The organism is Bordetella sp. 2513F2 (assembly GCF_054642735.1).
Window position 1 is genome coordinate 1,155,988 of record NZ_CM137755.1, and the last position, 18,856, is coordinate 1,174,843.

Below are 18,856 nucleotides of genomic sequence, written 5' to 3' on the forward strand. Positions count from 1 at the left end.
CATGGCAGAAATCAAGAACTACACCCTGAACTTCGGTCCCCAGCACCCGGCCGCGCACGGCGTGCTGCGCCTGGTGCTCGAACTCGACGGCGAGGTCATCCAGCGCGCCGATCCGCATATCGGCCTGCTGCATCGCGCCACCGAGAAGCTGGCGGAGCACAAGACGTACATCCAGGCGCTGCCCTACATGGACCGTCTCGACTACGTGTCCATGATGTGCAACGAGCACGCCTACGTGATGGCGATCGAGAAGCTGCTGGGTATCGAGGCGCCGCTGCGCGCCCAGTACATCCGCGTGATGTTCGACGAGATCACCCGCATCCTGAACCACCTGATGTCGCTCGGGTCGCACGCGCTCGACGTGGGCGCGATGGCCGTGTTCCTGTATGCCTTCCGCGAGCGCGAAGACCTCATGGACTGCTACGAGGCGGTCTCGGGGGCGCGCATGCACGCGGCCTACTATCGTCCCGGCGGCGTGTACCGCGACCTGCCCGACACCATGCCGCAGTTCCAGGGCAGCACGAAGTACCGCAGCGAGAAGGAAATCAAGGCCATCAACGAGGCCCGTTCCGGCTCGCTGCTGGACTTCATCGAGGACTTCACCAACCGCTTCCCCGCCTGCGTCGACGAATACGAGACCCTGCTCACCGACAACCGCATCTGGAAACAGCGGCTGGTGGGGATCGGCGTCGTGGATCCCGACCGTGCCAAGGCGCTGGGCTTCACCGGCCCCATGCTGCGCGGCTCCGGCGTGGCCTGGGACCTGCGCAAGACCCAGCCCTACGAAGTCTACGACCTGCTGGATTTCGACATCCCGGTCGGCGTCAACGGCGACTGCTACGACCGCTACCTGGTGCGCGTGGCGGAGCTGCGCGAGAGCAACCGCATCATCCGCCAGTGCGTCGAATGGCTGCGCAACAATCCCGGCCCGGTGATGATCGACAACCACAAGGTTGCTCCGCCCCAGCGCACCGCCATGAAGACCAACATGGAAGAGCTGATCCACCACTTCAAGCTCTACACCGAGGGTTTCCACGTGCCGCCGGGCGAGGCCTATGCCAGCGTCGAGCATCCCAAGGGCGAGTTCGGCATCTACCTGGTTTCCGATGGCGCGAACAAGCCCTACCGCCTGAAGATCCGGGCTCCCGGCTTCCCGCACCTGCAATCGCTCGACGAGATGGCCCGCGGCCACATGATCGCCGATGCCGTCACCATCATCGGCACGCAGGACATCGTGTTCGGCGAGATCGACCGCTGATGTCCGCCCGCTCCAAGTACCGCGCGCCCGTTTAAACCGGATTCAAATCATGCTGCTTTCCGAACAGGCCTACCAGAAAATCGACCGGGAACTCGCCAAGTTCCCGGCCGACCAGCGGCAGTCGGCCATCATGGCCTCGCTTGCCATCGCGCAAGAAGAGAAGGGCTGGCTGCCGGCCGAAATCATCGAAGACGTGGCGAACTACATCGGCGTGCCGCCGATCGCCGTCCAGGAGGTTGCCACCTTCTACAACATGTTCGACGTTGCCCCGGTGGGCAAGCACAAGATCGCCGTCTGCACCAATCTGCCCTGTGCCTTGCGCGACGGCGAGCGTGCCGGCGACTACCTCAAGCGCAAGCTGGGCGTCGGGTATCGCGAGACCACCCCCGACGGGCAGTTCACCCTGATCGAAGGCGAGTGCATGGGCGCCTGCGGCGACGCCCCGGTGGTCATCGTCAACAACAAGCACATGTGCGTGCGCATGACGGAACAGAAACTGGACGCGCTGGTGGATACGCTGAAGGCGCAAGGAGAGTCGGCATGAACGCGCCCGACCTGTACAAGCAGCTGGCCCAAGGGCTGGATCCCGACCCGCTGAACGACCCGTCCAATTCCATGTGCCTGCATGGCCGGCACATCTCGCCGCAGATCATGGACGGGGTCGACGGCCACAACTGGCGCCTGCAGGACTACGTCAAGCGCGGCGGCTACGAGGCGCTGCGCAAGATCCTCACCACGGGCATGAAGCCCGAGGACGTGATCGCCGAGGTCAAGGCCTCGGGCCTGCGCGGCCGCGGCGGCGCAGGTTTCCCCACCGGGCTGAAGTGGAGCTTCATGCCGCGCACGTTCCCGGGCCAGAAGTACCTGGTGTGCAACTCCGATGAAGGCGAGCCCGGCACGTTCAAGGATCGCGACATCCTGCGCTTCAATCCGCACATCGTGATCGAGGGCATGGCGATTGCCGCCTATGCCATGGGCATCAGCGTGGGCTACAACTACATCCACGGCGAGATCTTCGAGGTGTACGAGCGTTTCGAGGAAGCGCTGGAGGAGGCCCGCGCGGCCGGCTTCCTGGGCGACCGGATCCTGGGTTCCGAGTTCAGCTTCCAGCTGCATGCCTTCCACGGCTACGGCGCGTACATCTGCGGCGAGGAAACCGCGCTGCTGGAATCGCTCGAGGGCAAGAAGGGCCAGCCGCGCTTCAAGCCGCCGTTCCCGGCCAGCTTCGGTCTGTACGGCAAGCCCACCACCATCAACAACACCGAGACCTTCGCGGCGGTGCCCTGGATCATCCGCAACGGCGGCCAGGCCTATCTCGAGGTGGGCAAGCCCAACAACGGTGGCACCAAGCTGTTCTCGATCTCGGGCGACGTCGAGCGTCCGGGCAACTACGAGATCCCGCTGGGCACGCCGTTCTCCACGCTGCTCGAGCTGGCAGGCGGCATGCGCGGCGGGAAGAAGCTCAAGGCGGTGATCCCGGGCGGCTCCAGCGCGCCGGTGCTGCCGGCCGACATCATGATGGACTGCACCATGGACTACGACGCCATCGCCAAGGCGGGCTCCATGCTGGGTTCGGGCGCGGTCATCGTCATGGACGAGACGCGCTGCATGGTGAAGTCGCTGCTGCGCCTCTCGTACTTCTATTTCGAGGAAAGCTGCGGCCAGTGCACCCCGTGCCGCGAAGGCACCGGCTGGCTGTACCGCATGGTGCATCGCATCGAACATGGCAAGGGCCGCCCCGAGGACCTCGAGCTGCTCGACAGCGTCGCCGGCAACATCATGGGGCGCACCATCTGCGCCCTGGGCGACGCGGCCGCCATGCCGGTGCGCAGCTTCATCAAGCATTTTCGCGACGAATTCGCGCACCACATCGAGCACAAGTCGTGTGTGGTCCCGCACTATCTGTAGGTTTCAGGAACAGCAATGGTTGAACTAACCGTCGACGGCAACAAGGTCGAAGTGCCCGAAGGCAGCATGGTGATGCATGCGGCCCAGAAGATCGGGCTCTACGTGCCGCATTTCTGCTACCACAAGAAGCTGTCCATCGCGGCCAATTGCCGCATGTGCCTGGTCGAGGTCGAGAAGGCGCCCAAGGCGCTGCCGGCCTGCGCCACGCCCGTCACCAACGGCATGGTGGTCCACACCTGCTCCGAGAAGGCCAAGGCCGCCCAGAAGTCGGTGATGGAATTCCTGCTGATCAACCACCCCCTCGATTGCCCGATCTGTGATCAGGGCGGCGAGTGCCAGCTGCAGGATCTCGCCGTCGGCTACGGCGGTTCGTCCTCGCGCTACCAGGAAGAGAAGCGTGTCGTGTTCCACAAGGATCTCGGCCCGCTGGTGTCTGCAGAGGAAATGACGCGCTGCATCCATTGCACCCGCTGCGTGCGCTTCGGCCAGGAAATCGCGGGCGTCATGGAGCTCGGCATGCTGGGCCGCGGCGAGCACTCCGAGATCACTTCCTTCGTGGGCCGCGCCGTCGAGTCCGAGCTGTCGGGCAACATGATCGACATCTGCCCCGTGGGCGCGCTCACCTCCAAGCCGTTCCGCTACAGCGCCCGCACCTGGGAACTCGCCCGCCGCCGTTCCATCAGCCCGCACGACAGCCTGGGCGCGAACCTGGTGGTGCAGGTCAAGAACGACCGCGTGATGCGCGTGGTGCCGTTCGAGAACGAAGCCCTCAACGAGTGCTGGATCAGCGACCGCGACCGCTTCTCGTACGAGGGCCTGGACTCTCCCGACCGCCTCGCCGCTCCGATGATCAAGGGCGCCGACGGCCAATGGCAGGAAGCCTCGTGGGCCGATGCCCTGCAGGCCGTGGCCCAGGGGCTCTCGCGCGTGCGCGACAGCTTCGGCGCCGCGCAGATCGGCGCGCTGGCGGCCGAGTACGCCACCACCGAGGAGTTCGCGCTGCTGGGCCGGCTGGTACGTGCCCTCGGTTCGGAGAACATCGATTTCCGCCTGCGCCAGACCGATCCCGCCTTCGATGCGGCGCTCACCGGTGCGCCCTGGCTGGGCCTGCCCGTGGCTGACCTCGACCAGCTCGACCGCGTGCTGGTCGTGGGCTCGTTCCTGCGCAAGGATCATCCCCTGATGGCCCAGCGGCTGCGCCAGGCTGCCAAGCGCGGCACGCAGGTGCTGCTGGTCGACAGCGTGGCCGACGATCCCCTGATGCCGGTCACCGCCCGCATCACCGTGGCGCCGTCGGGCCTGCCCGCGGCGCTGGCCGAAGTGGCCGTGGCGCTGGCCCAGGCCAAGGAGCAGGCGGTGCCCGCCGAGTTCGCCTCGGTGACGCCGGGCGAGAGCGCCAGGCTGATCGCCGCCAGCCTGGCTTCCGGCGCCAATTCCGCCGTGCTGCTGGGCAACATGGCCGTGTCCTCGCCCCAGGCTTCCACGCTTGCCGCCAATGCCAGCCTGCTGGCGGAGCTGGCCGGTGCGCGCTTCGGCTTCCTCACCGCCGGCGGCAACACCGTGGGCGGATACCTGGCCGGCGCCACGCCCGGGCAGGGCGGCAAGACGGCGGCGGCCATGCTGGCCGAGCCGCTGAAGGCCTACATCGTGCTGCACGCCGAGCCCGCGCTCGACACCGACGACGCGCCGCAGGCGCTGGCTGCCCTGCGCGGCGCCCAGTTCGCCGTGGCCCTCACGCCGTATCGTTCGGCGGCCCAGGACTGGGCCGACGTGATGCTGCCGGTGGCCCCGTTCACCGAGACGTCCGGCACCTTCGTCAATGCGCAGGGCCTGGCCCAGAGCTTCAAGGGCACGGTGGCCCCCTACGGCCAGACCCGCCCTGCATGGAAGGTGCTGCGCGTGCTGGGCAATGTGCTGCAACTGCCCGGTTTCGACGACGAAACCTCCGAGTCCGTGCGCGATGCCGCGCTGGCCGGCGGCATCGAGTCGCGCCTGTCGAACCGCATCCAGGCCAAGCCGGGCCTGGGCATCGCGGCGCAGGGCCTCGAGCGCGTCACCGAGGTGCCGATTTACCGCTCCGACGCCATCGTGCGGCGTTCCGAGCCGCTGCAGGCCGCGCCGGCTTCCCGTCTGCCTGCGGCCCGCATGAACGGCCGCACCCTGGCGCAGCTGGGCCTGACGGCCGGCGTACAGGTGCGCGTGGCGACGGCGACCGGTGCGGTCCAGCTCGAGACGGTGCAGGACGATGCGGTGGCCGACCGGGCGGTGCGCATCGCCGCCGCCTTCGAACAGACAGCTGCCCTGGGCGGCGCATTTGGTGAAATCAGCGTGGAGCGTGCCTGATGGAATGGCTCAATGTTCTTGAAAGCCACGGGCAGGCTCTGCTGGGCCCGACGGCCTGGCTGGTGGTATGGACCATCGTCAAGATCCTCGTGATCGCCGTGCCCATCATTCTCTGCGTGGCCTATCTCACGTATTGGGAACGCAAGATGATCGGCTGGATGCACGTGCGCCTGGGCCCGACCCGGGTGGGCTTCAGGGGGCTGCTGCAGCCCTTTGCCGACGTGTTCAAGCTGCTCACCAAGGAAGTGGTGGTTCCGTCGCAGGCCAACAAGGTCCTCTTCGTGGTGGCGCCCGTCGTCACGCTGATGCCCGCGCTGGCCGCCTGGGCGGTGGTGCCCTTCGGCCCCGATGTGGTGCTGGCCAACGTGAATGCCGGCCTGCTCTACGTGATGGCGATCACCTCCATCGGGGTCTACGGCGTCATCGTGGCCGGCTGGGCCTCGAACTCCAAGTATGCGTTCCTCGGCGCGCTGCGCGCCTCGGCGCAGATGGTGTCCTACGAGCTGGCCATCGGTTTCGTGCTCGTCACGGTGCTGCTGGTTTCGGGCAGCCTGAACATGTCCGAGATCGTGCAGGGCCAGGCGCGCGGCTGGTTCGCAGACCACGGCCTGACGTTCCTTTCCTGGAACTGGCTGCCGCTGCTGCCGCTGTTCGTCATCTACGTGATCTCCGCGGTGGCCGAAACCAACCGGCATCCCTTCGACGTGGTCGAGGGGGAATCCGAGATCGTGGCAGGCCACATGGTGGAATACTCGGGCATGGCCTTCGCCCTGTTCTTCCTGGGCGAATACGCCAACATGATCCTGCTGTCCTGCATGGCCTCGATCATGTTCCTGGGCGGATGGATGCCGCCGATCGACATCGCGCCGCTGACCTGGATCCCCGGCTGGATCTGGCTTGGCATCAAGACATTCTTCGTGGTTTCGCTGTTCGTATGGTTCCGCGCGTCGTTCCCGCGTTACCGCTACGACCAGATCATGCGCCTGGGCTGGAAGATTTTCATCCCGCTGACCGGCGTCTGGCTGGTGGTGGTGGCGATCTGGATGCAGACGCCCTGGAACATTTGGCGCTGACGGCGCCGGGGTTGAGGCAGGATATGGAAGCGATCAAGGATTTTTTCGGCAGTCTGCTGCTGAGCGAGCTCATCAAGGGCATGCGCCTGACGGGCAAGTATTTTTTCAAGCGCAAGGTCACCCTGCGCTATCCGATGGAGAAGACGCCGACCTCGCCGCGGTTCCGGGGCCTGCATGCATTGCGCCGCTATCCCAACGGGGAAGAGCGCTGCATTGCCTGCAAGCTCTGTGAAGCGGTGTGTCCGGCGCTGGCGATCACGATCGAGTCCGACGTGCGTGACGACGGCACCCGCCGCACCACGCGCTACGACATCGACCTGACCAAGTGCATCTTCTGCGGCTTCTGTGAGGAAAGCTGCCCCGTGGATTCCATCGTGGAGACCCACATCCACGAATACCACGGCGAGAAGCGCGGCGACCTGTACTTCACCAAAGACATGCTGCTGGCCGTGGGCGACCGCTACGAGGCGGAAATCGCCCAGCGCCGCGCCGCCGACGCGCCTTATCGTTGATCGCCGGGATAGCTCCATGACCTTTACTTCTGTCCTGTTCTACATATTGGCCATCGTCCTGGTGGTGGCCGCCTTCCGCGTGATCACGGCACGCAGCCCGGTCACGGCCGTGCTGCACCTCATCCTGGCCTTCGGCAACGCGGCCATGCTGTGGATGCTGCTGGGCGCCGAGTTCCTGGCGCTGCTGCTGGTGCTGGTCTACGTGGGCGCCGTGATGGTGCTGTTCCTCTTCGTGGTCATGATGCTCGACATCCGCGTCGACCACCTGCGCCGCGGGCTCAAGACCTACCTGCCGCTGGGCCTGGTGATCGGCGGCATCCTGGTTCTGGAGATGTCGTTCGTGCTCGGCTCCACGTGGGGCGATGCCGGCCCGCAGGCCGCCGCGGCGAGCGACTACAACAACGCCCGGGCGCTGGGCGAGGCCATGTACACGCAGTACGTGTATGCCGTGGAAGTGGGCGCCGCGCTGCTGCTCGTGGGCATGATCGCCGCCATCGCGCTGACCCTGCGCGGCCATCGCCGCGACGTCAAGTACAACGACGCCTCGGCCGCCGTGCGCGTGCGCGCCAAGGACCGCTTCCGCATGGTCAAGATGCAGTCCCAGCGCGAGCGGGCGCCCGCGCAGGCCGAGGCCGCGCCGGCCGCCGAGCAAGGAGAAAAACAATGACGCTGACGCTGTCCCACTACCTGATCCTGGGGGCGATCCTCTTCGCCATCGGCATCTTCGGCATCTTCCTCAATCGCCGCAACCTGATCATCCTGCTGATGTCCATCGAGCTCGTGCTGCTGGCCGTCAACATGAACTTCGTGGCGTTCTCGAGCTGGTCGGGCGACACCGCGGGCCAGGTCTTCGTGTTCTTCATCCTGACCGTGGCCGCGGCCGAGGCCGCCATCGGCCTGGCCATCCTGGTGCTGCTGTTCCGTAACCTGAACACGATCAACGTTGACGAACTCGATCGCCTGAAGGGCTGACGGGGTATTGGAAGAAAATGTCTAGCTCACCCAATCTCTACCTGCTGATCGCGCTGGCGCCGCTGGCCGGCGCGATCCTCGCCGGCCTGTTCGGTACGGGCTTCCTGGGCCGGCCCATCGGCCGCCGCGGGGCCCATGCCATCACCATCCTGGGCGTGCTGATCTCGGCGATCGGCTCGGTGATCGTCCTGATCGACGTGCTCGGCGGACTCCGGTTCGACGGCCCGGTCTACACCTGGAGCCTGATCGGGCAGACCAAGCTCGAGATCGGCTTCCTGATCGATCCGCTGTCGGCGATGATGATGGTGGTGGTCACCTCGGTTTCGCTGATGGTGCACATCTACACCATCGGCTACATGGCCGACGATCCCGGCTACCAGCGCTTCTTCGCCTACATCTCGCTGTTCACGTTCTCCATGCTCATGCTGGTGATGTCGAACAACATGGTGCAGCTGTTCTTCGGCTGGGAGGCGGTGGGCCTGGTGTCTTACCTGTTGATCGGCTTCTGGTACACGCGCCCCACGGCCATCTTCGCCAACATGAAGGCGTTCCTGATCAACCGGGTCGGCGACTTCGGCTTCGTGCTGGGCATCGGCCTGCTGTTCGCCTATGCCGGCAGCATGCACTATGGCGACGTCTTCTCGCAGGCCGGCAAGCTGGCCGCCCTGACGCTGCCCGGCACCGACTGGATGCTGCTCACGGTGGCCTGCATCTGCCTGTTCATCGGCGCCATGGGCAAGTCGGCCCAGGTTCCGCTGCATGCCTGGCTGCCCGACTCCATGGAAGGCCCCACGCCGATCTCGGCGCTGATCCACGCCGCCACCATGGTGACGGCCGGCATCTTCATGGTGGCCCGCTTCTCGCCGCTGTTCGAGCTCTCCGACACCGCGCTGTCGTTCATCATCGTGATCGGCGCCATCGGCGCGCTGTTCCTGGGCATCCTGGGCATCATCCAGAACGACATCAAGCGCGTGGTGGCGTATTCCACGCTGTCGCAGCTCGGCTACATGACCGTGGCGCTGGGCGCCTCGGCCTACTCGGTGGCCATCTTCCACCTCATGACGCACGCGTTCTTCAAGGCGCTGCTGTTCCTGGGCGCGGGCTCGGTGATCATCGGCATGCACCACGACCAGGACATCCGCAACATGGGCGGGCTGCGCAAGTACATGCCCATCACCTGGATCACCTTCCTGCTGGGCACGCTGGCCCTGGTGGGCACGCCGTTCTTCTCCGGCTTCTACTCGAAGGAGAACATCATCGAGGCGGCGGGCCTGGCCGACGTATGGGGCGCCAATTTCGCCTATTACGCCACCCTGATCGGCGTGTTCGTCACCTCGCTGTACTCGTTCCGCGTGTACTTCCTGGTCTTCCACGGCAAGGAACGCTTCGATACCAGCGGCCACGCGCATGGCCATGACGACCACGGTCACGACGACCATGGCCACGGCCACCACGGCGGCACGCCGCACGAATCGCCCTGGGTGGTGACGCTGCCGCTGCTGCTGCTGGCCATCCCCTCGGTGGTGATCGGCGCGTGGGTCGTCGAGCCCATGCTGTTCGGCAAGTTCTTCGAGGGCGTGATCACGGTGCTGCCGCAGCATCCGGCCATGCACGAGCTGTCCGGGGAGTGGCACGGCTGGGTGGCCTACGGCCTGCATGCCTTCCAGACCCTGCCGTTCTGGCTGGTGGTGGCAGGCGCGGTGATCGCCTGGTATTGCTACCTGATCAACCCGAAAGTGCCGGCGGCGATCCAGTCCAGCCTGTCCGGCATCAACCGGCTGCTCGAGAACAAGTACTACGTGGACTGGGTGAACGAGCAGATCATCGCGCGCGGTGCGCGCTGCCTGGGCCGCGGCCTGTGGCAGACGGGTGACCGCGGCCTGATCGACGGCGTGCTGGTCAATGGCAGCGCCCGTGTGGTGGGTTGGGTGGCAGCCGTCAGCCGCCACCTCCAATCCGGCTTCATCTATCACTACGCATTCGCAATGATCGTCGGCATCATGGCGCTGGTGACTTTCTTCGTGCTGATTCCCCAATGATGGCAAGCGAGATGGCATCCAACAACTTTCCCTGGCTCACGCTTGCGATCTTCGTTCCGATCGTGTTCGGCCTGCTGGTGCTGGCCGTGGGCCGTGACGAGCGCCCCGGCCTGACGCGGGGCCTGTCGCTGATCGGCGCGATACTCGGGTTCCTCGTGACGATCCCGCTCTACACCGGGTTCGACAACACGACGGCGGCCATGCAGTTCGTCGAGCAGACGCCCTGGATCGACGCCTTCAACGTGAACTACCACCTGGGCGTGGACGGCATCTCGCTGTGGTTCGTCCTGCTCACGGCCTTCATCACCATCATCGTGGTGCTGGCCGGCTGGGAGGTCATCACCAGCCGCGTGGCGCAATACATGGCGGCCTTCCTGATCCTCTCCGGCCTCATGGTGGGCGTGTTCGCGGCACTCGACGGCCTGCTGTTCTACGTGTTCTTCGAAGCCACGCTGATCCCGATGTACATCATCGTGGGCGTGTGGGGCGGCCCGAACCGGGTCTATGCGGCCTTCAAGTTCTTCCTGTACACGCTGATGGGTTCGCTGCTCACGCTGGTGGCGTTCGTCTACCTGTGGCATGCCTCCGGCGGCTCGTTCGACATCCTCACCTGGCACCAGACCAAGCTGGGCTACACCCCGCAGCTGCTGATCTTCCTGGCGCTGCTGGCGGCCTTCGCGGTGAAGGTGCCGATGTGGCCGGTGCACACCTGGCTGCCGGATGCCCACGTCGAGGCGCCCACCGGCGGCTCGGTGGTGCTGGCGGCCATCATGCTGAAGCTCGGCGCGTACGGCTTCCTGCGCTTCTCGCTGCCCATCACGCCCGATGCCTCGCACAGCCTGGCCGGCCTGATCATCACGCTGTCGCTCATCGCGGTGATCTACATCGGCCTGGTCGCCATCGTGCAGGAAGACATGAAGAAGCTGGTTGCCTATTCGTCCGTGGCGCACATGGGCTTCGTCACCCTGGGCTTCTTCATCTTCAATACGGCCGGCGTGGAAGGCGCCATCGTGCAGATGATCTCGCACGGTTTCGTGTCGGGCGCGATGTTCCTGTGCATCGGCGTGCTCTACGACCGCATGCATTCGCGGCGCATCGCCGACTACGGCGGCGTCATCAACGTGATGCCGCGCTTCGTCACGTTCTTCGTGCTGTTCTCCATGGCCAACAGCGGCCTGCCGGCCACCAGCGGGTTCGTGGGCGAGTTCATGGTGATCATGGGCGCGGTCGAGCACAACTTCTGGGTGGGCCTGCTGGCCGCCACGGCCCTGATCCTGGGCGCGGCCTACTCCCTCTGGATGGTCAAGCGCGTGGCCTTCGGCGACATCGCCAACGACCACGTGCGCGAGCTGACCGACATCAACCGTCGCGAGTTCCTGATACTCGGTGTCATGGCGATCGCCGTGTTGTACATGGGGATCTATCCGAAACCCTTCACCGACGTCATGCACGTCTCGGTCGAGGCCCTGCTGCAACACGTTGCCGTCTCGAAACTGTAAGACTAGACAATGATGCAATCCCACATCGACTTCGTCCTGGCACTGCCCGAGATCCTGCTGCTGGTCCTGGGCCTGGCCATCCTGCTCATCGACGTCATGAGCAGCCATCCCGAGCGCAAGACCACCTACGTCCTGACGCTGGCGACGCTCGCGCTGCTCACTGTCGTGTCGCTGGTGCAGTGGAACGAAGGCTTGCAGGGCGAGGCTTTCGGTGGCCTGTATGTCGCCGACTCGCTGTCGCACCTGCTGAAGATCGTTTCCTACATCTCCGTCGCAGTCACGCTCGTCTACGGCCGGGCCTACGCCCAGGCGCGCGACATGCTGCGCGGCGGCGAACTCTACGTGCTCACGCTGTTCGCGCTGCTGGGCCAGATGGTGATGGTCTCTTCCGGCAGCCTGCTGTCGGTGTACCTCGGCCTGGAACTGATGTCGCTGGCGCTGTATGCCCTCATCGCGCTGCGGCGCGACGACGTGGTGGCGACCGAGGCGGCCATGAAGTACTTCGTGCTGGGTTCGCTGGCCTCGGGCTTCCTGCTGTACGGCATGTCCATGGTGTACGGCGCAACCGGCCACCTCGACCTCGGCGAGATCGCCCGGGTGGTGCAGGCCGGCGAGGCCGAGCGCATGGCGCTGGTCTTCGGCGTGGTGTTCCTGGTGGCCGGCCTGGCGTTCAAGCTGGGCGCCGTGCCGTTCCACATGTGGGTTCCCGACGTCTACCAGGGCTCGCCCACGGCCGTGACGCTGATCCTGGGCGGCGCGCCCAAGGTGGCGGTTTTCGGCATCACGCTGCGGCTGCTGGTCGACGGCCTGCATGGCATCGCGGTCGACTGGCAGCCCATGCTGATGATCCTCGCGGTGCTGTCGCTGGTCATCGGCAACCTGACGGCGATCGTGCAGACCAACTTCAAGCGCATGCTGGCGTATTCGACCATTTCGCACATGGGCTTCGTGCTGCTGGGGCTGATGTGCGGCGTGGTCGACGGCAACCCGGCGGCCGCGGCGCAGGCCTACGGCGCGTCGCTGTTCTACATGGTCACCTATGTGCTGACCACGCTGGCGAGCTTCGGCATCGTGCTGCTGCTGTCGCGCCAGGGTTTCGAATGCGACCAGATCGACGACCTCAAGGGTCTGAACCGCCGCAGCCCCTGGCATGCCGCCATCGTGCTGCTCCTGATGTTCTCGCTGGCCGGCATCCCGCCGCTGGTGGGCTTCCATGCCAAGCTGGGCGTGCTCCAGGCCCTGGTCGAGGCGGGCCACATCACGGTCGCCGTCATCGCCGTGGTGCTGTCGCTGATCGGCGCCTTCTACTACCTGCGCGTGGTCAAGGTCATGTACTTCGACGAACCGGCGGCCGATGCGCCGCCCGTGGCGCCCGGAAGGGGGCAGTGCGGCGTGCTGTCGGTCAATGGCGCGCTGATCCTGCTGCTGGGCATCCTGCCCGGCGGCCTGATGGCGCTGTGCGTGCAGGCCATCCAGACCTCGCTCGGCCAGTAGGCCGGGCCGGATGCGGCAGAGGAGATGAACCAGACGCTGGCGATATGGCTGCTGATCGCGCTGGCCCTGGCCAGCGCCAACCTGCCGTTCCTCACTGAGCGGGTATTCGCCGTCGTGCCGTGGAAGCGGCAGGGCGAGCCCGCCGTCAAGCCGTTCTGGCTCAGGCTGCTCGAATTGCTGGTGTACTACCTGGTCGTCGGCGCATTGGGCTTTGCGGTGGAGTCTGCGCTGGGCAACCGCTTCAGCCAGGCCTGGGAGTTCTACGCCATCACCGCCTGCCTCTACCTGGTGCTGGCCTATCCGGGCTTCGTCTACCGTTACCTGTTCCGGCGGCGGGCCCGCGAGCTGCCCTGAGACGCTGAAGCACCGGCTCGCGCAAAGCGGACCGGCGCCGCATCCCTCACTTCATCATTGCAGGGCCTCGGCCGGGCCGAAGAACTCGTGGCGCGTCCGGGATTCCGGTATGCCCAGCTCGTTCAAGGCCCGCTTGATGAAGGCCATGAACGGCTTGGGGCCCAGGAAGTACACATCGGGATCCTGTCCATGCGGCAGCCACTGGCGCAGCTGTTCCAGTGCCGGGCGGCCGATGGCGTCGGCGGGATGGGCATCGCCCTCGGCCTGTTCATGGACCACATAGGCCCGGAATCGCGGAAAGCGCTGGCGCCATGCGTCCAGCAGCGTGCCGAAACCCTGCACCTGCGCGTTGCGCGCATAGTGCACGAACGTGACGCTCCGCGTGGAGCCGGCCAGTGCGGCCTCGGCCATGGCCAGCGTGGGCGTGATGCCCACGCCGCCGCTGATCAGCACCAGCGGCCGGTCACCGTCCTCGAGCGTGAATTCGCCCGCCGGCGGGAATAGGGCCAATGTGCTGCCTTCGGACACGCGGTCGTGCAGGAAGCCGGATGCCAGCCCGCCGGGCTCGCGCTTCACGCTGATGCGGTAGCTGCGTCCGTTGGGGGCGGCGGACAGCGAGTAATTGCGGCGCACCTCCTGGCCATCGATGTCCAGGCTCAGGCCGATGTACTGGCCGGGGACGAAGTCCAGTACCGGCTGGCCGTCGAGTGGCTCCAGGTAGAGGGAAACGATCTCCGCGCTTTCGGGGACCTTGCGGGCGACGCGGAACTGGCGGGCGCCGCGCCAGCCGCCGGGCGCGTTGGCCAGCGTGTCGTAGACGTCGCGCTCGGCGCCCATCAGCATGTCGGCCAGTTGCTGGTAAGCGGCGCCCCAGGCGGCAAGGACCTCGTCGGTGGCGATCTCGCGGCCCAGCACTTCGTGGATGGCCTGCAGCAGGCAGGTCCCCACGATGGGGTAGTGCTCCGGCAGGACCTGCAGCGCCACGTGCTTGTTGACGATCTGGGCGGCCAGCGGGCCCAGCGCTTCCAGCCTGTCGATATTGCGGGCATACATGAGTACGCCGTTGGCCAGTGCGCGAGGCTGGGCGCCGCTGGCCTGGTGGGCCTGGTTGAACAGCGGGCGCACCTCCGGATATTGCCCCAGCATCAGCTTGTAGAAGTGGGTCGTCAGCGCTTCGCCGCCCGTTTCGAGCAGCGGAATGGTGGCTTTGATGATCGCGCGTTGACTGTCGGTAAGCATGGTTGAGGCTCCTGTTGATGTACGCACACCGTTTCATGCAAACAGCGTGCCAGGCGGCCAGCGTAGGGCGGCGCGCTATATTCATGTCATAAAGACATTTTGTTCTGACTCTCTTTCTCCGTGAACCAAGTCATTTCCACATCGAAGCCAGCCTTGCTGGACGCACTCACGCCGCTCATTGCCGACCTGGCCGATGATTTGCCGGCCGAGGTGCGCTACGACCGCCTGCTGTCCGTGCTGCGCCGGTTGCTGCCCTGCGATGCAGTCGCGCTGCTGCGCCTGGAAGGCCAGGCGCTGGTGCCGCTGTCGGCGTACGGCCTCAGTCCCGATGCGCTGGGTCGGCGCTACCGCGTGGATGCTCACCCCAGGCTGCAGGCGATCCTGGAAGCGCCGGGGGCGCTGCGGTTTCCCCCCGATTGCGAACTGCCGGATCCGTACGACGGGCTGGTGCAGACGGCGAGCGGCCACCTGGAAGTGCACGACTGCATGGGCTGCACGCTGCGGCTCAGCGACAGGGCCTGGGGGGTGCTCACGCTCGATGCGCTGGAAGCGGGGCGCTTCTCGCCGGCCGACCTCCAGACATTGGAGACGTTCTCCAGCATGGCTGCCGCCACGGTGGCCGCGGCAGCCCGTTTCGAAGCCCTGTCGCGCACGGCCGAGGGCGAGCGGCGCAAGGCCGAGGCGTTCCGCCTGGCGCAGTCGCCCGAGCGCCGGACCCTGGTCGGACAGAGTCCCGCGCTGAAGCAGCTGATTTCGGAGATCGACCTGGTCGCGCCCAGCGATCTCACGGTGCTGGTTGCGGGCGAAACCGGGGTGGGCAAGGAACTGGTTGCCCGCATGCTGCACGCCCGCTCCTTGCGCAGCGACAAGCCTCTGGTCAGCGTCAATTGCGCGGCGTTGCCCGAGCACCTGGTGGAAAGCGAACTCTTCGGGCACGTGCGGGGCGCTTTTTCGGGCGCCGTCGCCGATCGCATGGGCAAGTTCGAGATGGCTGGCGGCGGAACCCTGTTCCTCGACGAGATCGGCGAATTGCCGCTGGGCGTGCAGGCCAAGCTGTTGCGGGTGCTGCAGGACGGGCAGTTGCAGCGGGTCGGGTCCGACCGCGAGCATCGCGCCGACGTGCGCCTGATCGCCGCCACCAACCGCGACCTGGCGGAGGAGGTCCGTGCCGGCCGCTTCCGGGCCGACCTCTATCACCGCCTCAGCGTGTTTCCGTTGCGCGTGCCGCCGTTGCGCGAACGCGGCCGCGACGTACTGCTGCTGGCCGGCGCCTTCATCGAAGAGAACCGCCGGCGCATGGGCCTGCGCGGCCTGCGGCTGGCGGGCCCGGCGCAGGCCGCCCTGCTGGCGCATGCCTGGCCGGGCAACGTACGCGAGCTCGAATACCTCATCGCGCGGGCCACGCTCAAGGCCAGGGGACGGCATCCGGCAGGTGAGCGGCTGGGCATCGTCACCCTGGAACCCCAGGACCTGGAGCTCCAGCCGGCATCCACGGCGGTTGCCCAGCCGGCCGGCGCCGTGGTGCAGGGCGCCGGCCGCGTTCCGCTGCCGGTGAACCTGCGCAACGCGGTGGACGCCTACCAGCGACAGCTCATCGAACACGCACTGGACGCGCATGCCGGCAACGTGGCGGCCAGCGCACGCAGCCTGGGCCTGGATCGCGCCAATCTCGTCAGGCTCGCCGGACGGCTCGGGGTAGCGATCCCTCGCAGGGCCGGATAAGCGCCGGGCCGGCATCGCGCGCGTGCCGCGCTCGCGGCACGCGCACCCACAGAAACAACATCCAGGCAGTATCCGCAGCGCTGCTCAGCTTCCTGTAAGTTATTAAAAGACATAATCCGACTAGAAATAAGAATTCTTTTCATTCATTAGCGTTCTGACCATCACTGGAGAAGCCATCTTGAGCGCGCAAGAGTCGTATTCCGTCCGCAGCCTGGCAGGTTCGCTGGCCACCGCATTCGCCGTGCCGGCCATGGCGCTGGCGCCCCAGGCCATGGCGCAGGGTTCCAACGCCGCGCCGCTGCTGTCGCCGGTGCAGGTGCAGGGAGAGGGCATCTCGTCATACGAGGCGCCCGAAGCAGACTCGCCGAAGTTCACGGCGCCGCTGCTGGATACGCCGAAGTCGGTGCAGGTCATTCCGCAGGCGGTGATCCAGGACACGGCCGCCACGTCCCTCCAGGACGTGCTGCGCAACTCGCCGGGCATCACCTTCGGCGCAGGCGAGGGGGGCAATGCGGGCGGGGACATCCCCATCATCCGAGGCCAGAACTCGGCGGGCAGCATTTTCATCGACGGGGTGCGTGATCCCGGCATGCGCGTGCGCGATACCTACAACATCGAGCAGGTGGAGATCATCAAGGGGCCCGACTCGGTGTATGCGGGCCGCGGCGGGGCGGGCGGCAGCATCAACCTGGTCACCAAGCGGCCGAAGGCCGAGGACGCCATCGAGGCCACCGCCCAGATCGGCACCGACAGCAACTACCGCGGCACGGTGGACGGCAACTGGCTGCTGAGTGGTACGGTAGGTTTCCGGCTGAACGTGATGGGAGCCAAGGGCGATGTACCGGGGCGCGACGATGCCGTGGACTTCAGCCGCTGGGGCGTGGCGCCCACCCTGACGCTGGGGCTGGGCACGCCCACGCGCATCACGCTGGGCTTCGAGCACTACCAGGACGACAGCATGCCGGACTACTCGATTCCGTACGATCCGGAATCGGGCCAGCCCGTCACCGAGACCCGCGGCGTGAGCCGCAAGACTTTCTACGGCCTCGAAGACCGCGACTTCCAGGACCAGCGCGACGACACCGTGTTCGTGGACTTCCAGCACGACATGAGCAGCGCGCTGAAGCTGCGCAACGTGACGCGCTACAGCCGCTCGCTGCTCGACTATGCGGTCACCAACCCCGACGACAGCCGCGGCAACGTGGTCAATGGCTGGGTCTATCGTTCGCTGAAGGCGCGTTACGACGTCACCAAGACGTTCAGCAACACCACGGACCTCTCGGGCAAGTTCAATACCGGCAGCCTGGAGCACGCATTCGACGTGGGCCTGGAATACAGCAACATCCAGCGCACCTATGACGGCTACAACGAAGTGCCGGCGCCGGCGGGCAGCACGTGCACAGCGCTTTCGGCATGGTGCACGCCGCTGTGGGACGCCGACCCCGGCACGCCGTATCCGGGCCGCCTGGAGCGCCGCGGCCAGCCGACCCGCTACAACACCGACACGCTGGGCGTGTACGCCTTCGACACCATCAAGTTCACCGAGCAATGGCAGGGCAGCTTTGGCGTGCGCATGGACAAGTACGACACCAGGAGCCGCACCTACGACGGCGTGAGCGCCGATCGCCAGGACACGCTGTTCAACTATCAGCTGGGCCTGGCCTACAAGCCGCTGCCCAACGGCACCCTATATGCCACGTTCGGCACTTCGTCCACGCCTTCGGCCCTGTCGACGGCCGGCGACGCCGTGAGCGGCACGCCGGGCCGGGGCGGCTCGCCGGCCACCAAGGACCTGGCTCCGGAAAAGAGCCGCTCCATCGAGCTCGGGACCAAATGGCAACTGCTCGACGACAATCTCACGCTGACTGCGGCCGTGTTCCAGGACATACGCAAGAACACCTCGGTGGCCGTGTCGGCCACGGAATACGAGCAGGTGGGTGAATCCAAGGTGCGCGGCTTCGAACTGGGCTTCTCTGGCAACATCACGCCCAGGTGGAACGTATACGGCGGCTACACCTTCATGGACAGCGAGCTGGTGGAAGGCGCCTACAACAGCGGGGCGGTCGGGGAAGATCTGCCCAATACGCCGCGCAACGCGTTCAGCCTGTGGAGCACCTACAAGGTGCTGCCCCAGCTCACGGTGGGCGGCGGCGCCTATTACGTCGACAAGGTCTTCGGCAACGCCGATTCCACCTACAACGACAACGGCACCCCCAAGGCGCGCTGGGTGCCGTCGTACTGGCGCTTCGACGCGATGGCCGCGTACACGTTCAACAAGCATCTCGCGGCCCAGCTCAACGTCGTCAACCTGTTCGACAAGACGTACTACACCAAGGCCTATGGCAGCCACTATGCGGCCTTGGGCACCGGCCGCGCCGCCATGCTGACCCTGAAGGTCAGCTACTGACGCGGCATCCCGCAGGCGCGAAGGCGCCGGGCGCCA

At 66.2% G+C, this 18,856-nt stretch carries 15 protein-coding genes; 14 read left to right on the forward strand and 1 reads right to left on the reverse strand.

The window, feature by feature from the left end:
• Position 1 precedes the first annotated feature (1 nt).
• The 12 genes from ACYBYQ_RS05480 to ACYBYQ_RS05535 are packed head-to-tail and all read left to right on the forward strand — an operon-like array spanning position 2 to position 13,452.
• Entirely contained in the window at positions 2 to 1,258 is a 1,257-nt protein-coding gene (locus ACYBYQ_RS05480; protein WP_459617549.1) for an NADH-quinone oxidoreductase subunit D, read from the forward strand.
• Positions 1,259 to 1,307: 49 nt separating this feature from the next.
• Positions 1,308 to 1,802: an NADH-quinone oxidoreductase subunit NuoE gene (gene nuoE, locus ACYBYQ_RS05485; protein WP_459617551.1), complete on the forward strand. Its 495-nt coding sequence runs from the start codon at positions 1,308 to 1,310 to the stop codon at positions 1,800 to 1,802.
• Entirely contained in the window at positions 1,799 to 3,166 is a 1,368-nt protein-coding gene (gene nuoF, locus ACYBYQ_RS05490) for an NADH-quinone oxidoreductase subunit NuoF (protein ID WP_459617553.1), read from the forward strand. The genes nuoE and nuoF overlap by 4 nt, the downstream gene beginning before the upstream one ends.
• Before the next feature lie 15 nt (positions 3,167 to 3,181).
• A complete protein-coding gene (nuoG, locus tag ACYBYQ_RS05495) occupies positions 3,182 to 5,509 on the forward strand; it encodes an NADH-quinone oxidoreductase subunit NuoG (RefSeq protein ID WP_459617555.1) in 2,328 nt (775 codons plus the stop codon).
• Positions 5,509 to 6,582, forward strand: a complete 1,074-nt coding sequence (gene nuoH / locus ACYBYQ_RS05500) for an NADH-quinone oxidoreductase subunit NuoH (protein WP_459617557.1) — start codon at positions 5,509 to 5,511, stop codon at positions 6,580 to 6,582. The genes nuoG and nuoH overlap by 1 nt, the downstream gene beginning before the upstream one ends.
• A gap of 23 nt (positions 6,583 to 6,605) precedes the next feature.
• The gene (gene nuoI / locus ACYBYQ_RS05505; RefSeq protein ID WP_459617559.1) at positions 6,606 to 7,094 is read left to right on the forward strand and encodes an NADH-quinone oxidoreductase subunit NuoI; all 489 of its coding nucleotides are present in this window, start codon (positions 6,606 to 6,608) and stop codon (positions 7,092 to 7,094) included.
• 16 nt (positions 7,095 to 7,110) lie between these two features.
• Positions 7,111 to 7,761 (forward strand): NADH-quinone oxidoreductase subunit J, encoded by a 651-nt coding sequence (locus ACYBYQ_RS05510; RefSeq protein WP_459617561.1) that lies wholly within the window; start codon positions 7,111 to 7,113, stop codon positions 7,759 to 7,761.
• Entirely contained in the window at positions 7,758 to 8,066 is a 309-nt protein-coding gene (nuoK, locus tag ACYBYQ_RS05515) for an NADH-quinone oxidoreductase subunit NuoK (protein WP_459617563.1), read from the forward strand. Before ACYBYQ_RS05510 ends, nuoK begins: the two co-directional genes overlap by 4 nt.
• A 17-nt stretch (positions 8,067 to 8,083) precedes the next feature.
• Entirely contained in the window at positions 8,084 to 10,105 is a 2,022-nt protein-coding gene (nuoL, locus tag ACYBYQ_RS05520; protein WP_459617565.1) for an NADH-quinone oxidoreductase subunit L, read from the forward strand.
• Entirely contained in the window at positions 10,102 to 11,604 is a 1,503-nt protein-coding gene (locus ACYBYQ_RS05525) for an NADH-quinone oxidoreductase subunit M (RefSeq protein WP_459617567.1), read from the forward strand. The genes nuoL and ACYBYQ_RS05525 overlap by 4 nt, the downstream gene beginning before the upstream one ends.
• A gap of 9 nt (positions 11,605 to 11,613) precedes the next feature.
• A complete protein-coding gene (gene nuoN / locus ACYBYQ_RS05530) occupies positions 11,614 to 13,098 on the forward strand; it encodes an NADH-quinone oxidoreductase subunit NuoN (RefSeq protein WP_459617568.1) in 1,485 nt (494 codons plus the stop codon).
• A gap of 24 nt (positions 13,099 to 13,122) precedes the next feature.
• Positions 13,123 to 13,452, forward strand: coding sequence for a DUF2818 family protein (locus ACYBYQ_RS05535; protein ID WP_459617570.1), 330 nt, complete (start codon positions 13,123 to 13,125; stop codon positions 13,450 to 13,452).
• A gap of 54 nt (positions 13,453 to 13,506) precedes the next feature.
• On the opposite strand, the gene hmpA is transcribed toward ACYBYQ_RS05535, so the two are convergent.
• The gene (gene hmpA / locus ACYBYQ_RS05540; protein WP_459617572.1) at positions 13,507 to 14,691 is read right to left on the reverse strand and encodes an NO-inducible flavohemoprotein; all 1,185 of its coding nucleotides are present in this window, start codon (positions 14,689 to 14,691) and stop codon (positions 13,507 to 13,509) included.
• 153 nt (positions 14,692 to 14,844) lie between these two features.
• Between hmpA and norR the strand changes: the two genes are divergently transcribed.
• Positions 14,845 to 16,413, forward strand: coding sequence for a nitric oxide reductase transcriptional regulator NorR (gene norR, locus ACYBYQ_RS05545; protein ID WP_459617574.1), 1,569 nt, complete (start codon positions 14,845 to 14,847; stop codon positions 16,411 to 16,413).
• Positions 16,414 to 16,591: 178 nt separating this feature from the next.
• Positions 16,592 to 18,820 (forward strand): TonB-dependent receptor, encoded by a 2,229-nt coding sequence (locus ACYBYQ_RS05550; RefSeq protein WP_459617576.1) that lies wholly within the window; start codon positions 16,592 to 16,594, stop codon positions 18,818 to 18,820.
• Positions 18,821 to 18,856: the final 36 nt, after the last annotated feature.

Excerpts from the sequence above, each read along its gene's own strand:
- nuoL (WP_459617565.1), top strand. The coding sequence starts at position 8,084 with ATGTCTAGCTCACCCAATCTCTACCTGCTGATCGCGCTGGCGCCGCTG.
- nuoN (WP_459617568.1), top strand. The coding sequence starts at position 11,614 with ATGATGCAATCCCACATCGACTTCGTCCTGGCACTGCCCGAGATCCTG.
- nuoE (WP_459617551.1), top strand. The coding sequence starts at position 1,308 with ATGCTGCTTTCCGAACAGGCCTACCAGAAAATCGACCGGGAACTCGCC.
- ACYBYQ_RS05480 (WP_459617549.1), top strand. The coding sequence starts at position 2 with ATGGCAGAAATCAAGAACTACACCCTGAACTTCGGTCCCCAGCACCCG.
- hmpA (WP_459617572.1), bottom strand. The coding sequence starts at position 14,691 with ATGCTTACCGACAGTCAACGCGCGATCATCAAAGCCACCATTCCGCTG.
- nuoI (WP_459617559.1), top strand. The coding sequence starts at position 6,606 with ATGGAAGCGATCAAGGATTTTTTCGGCAGTCTGCTGCTGAGCGAGCTC.
- ACYBYQ_RS05510 (WP_459617561.1), top strand. The coding sequence starts at position 7,111 with ATGACCTTTACTTCTGTCCTGTTCTACATATTGGCCATCGTCCTGGTG.
- nuoG (WP_459617555.1), top strand. The coding sequence starts at position 3,182 with ATGGTTGAACTAACCGTCGACGGCAACAAGGTCGAAGTGCCCGAAGGC.
- ACYBYQ_RS05535 (WP_459617570.1), top strand. The coding sequence starts at position 13,123 with ATGAACCAGACGCTGGCGATATGGCTGCTGATCGCGCTGGCCCTGGCC.
- nuoH (WP_459617557.1), top strand. The coding sequence starts at position 5,509 with ATGGAATGGCTCAATGTTCTTGAAAGCCACGGGCAGGCTCTGCTGGGC.
- nuoK (WP_459617563.1), top strand. The coding sequence starts at position 7,758 with ATGACGCTGACGCTGTCCCACTACCTGATCCTGGGGGCGATCCTCTTC.
- ACYBYQ_RS05525 (WP_459617567.1), top strand. The coding sequence starts at position 10,102 with ATGATGGCAAGCGAGATGGCATCCAACAACTTTCCCTGGCTCACGCTT.
- nuoF (WP_459617553.1), top strand. The coding sequence starts at position 1,799 with ATGAACGCGCCCGACCTGTACAAGCAGCTGGCCCAAGGGCTGGATCCC.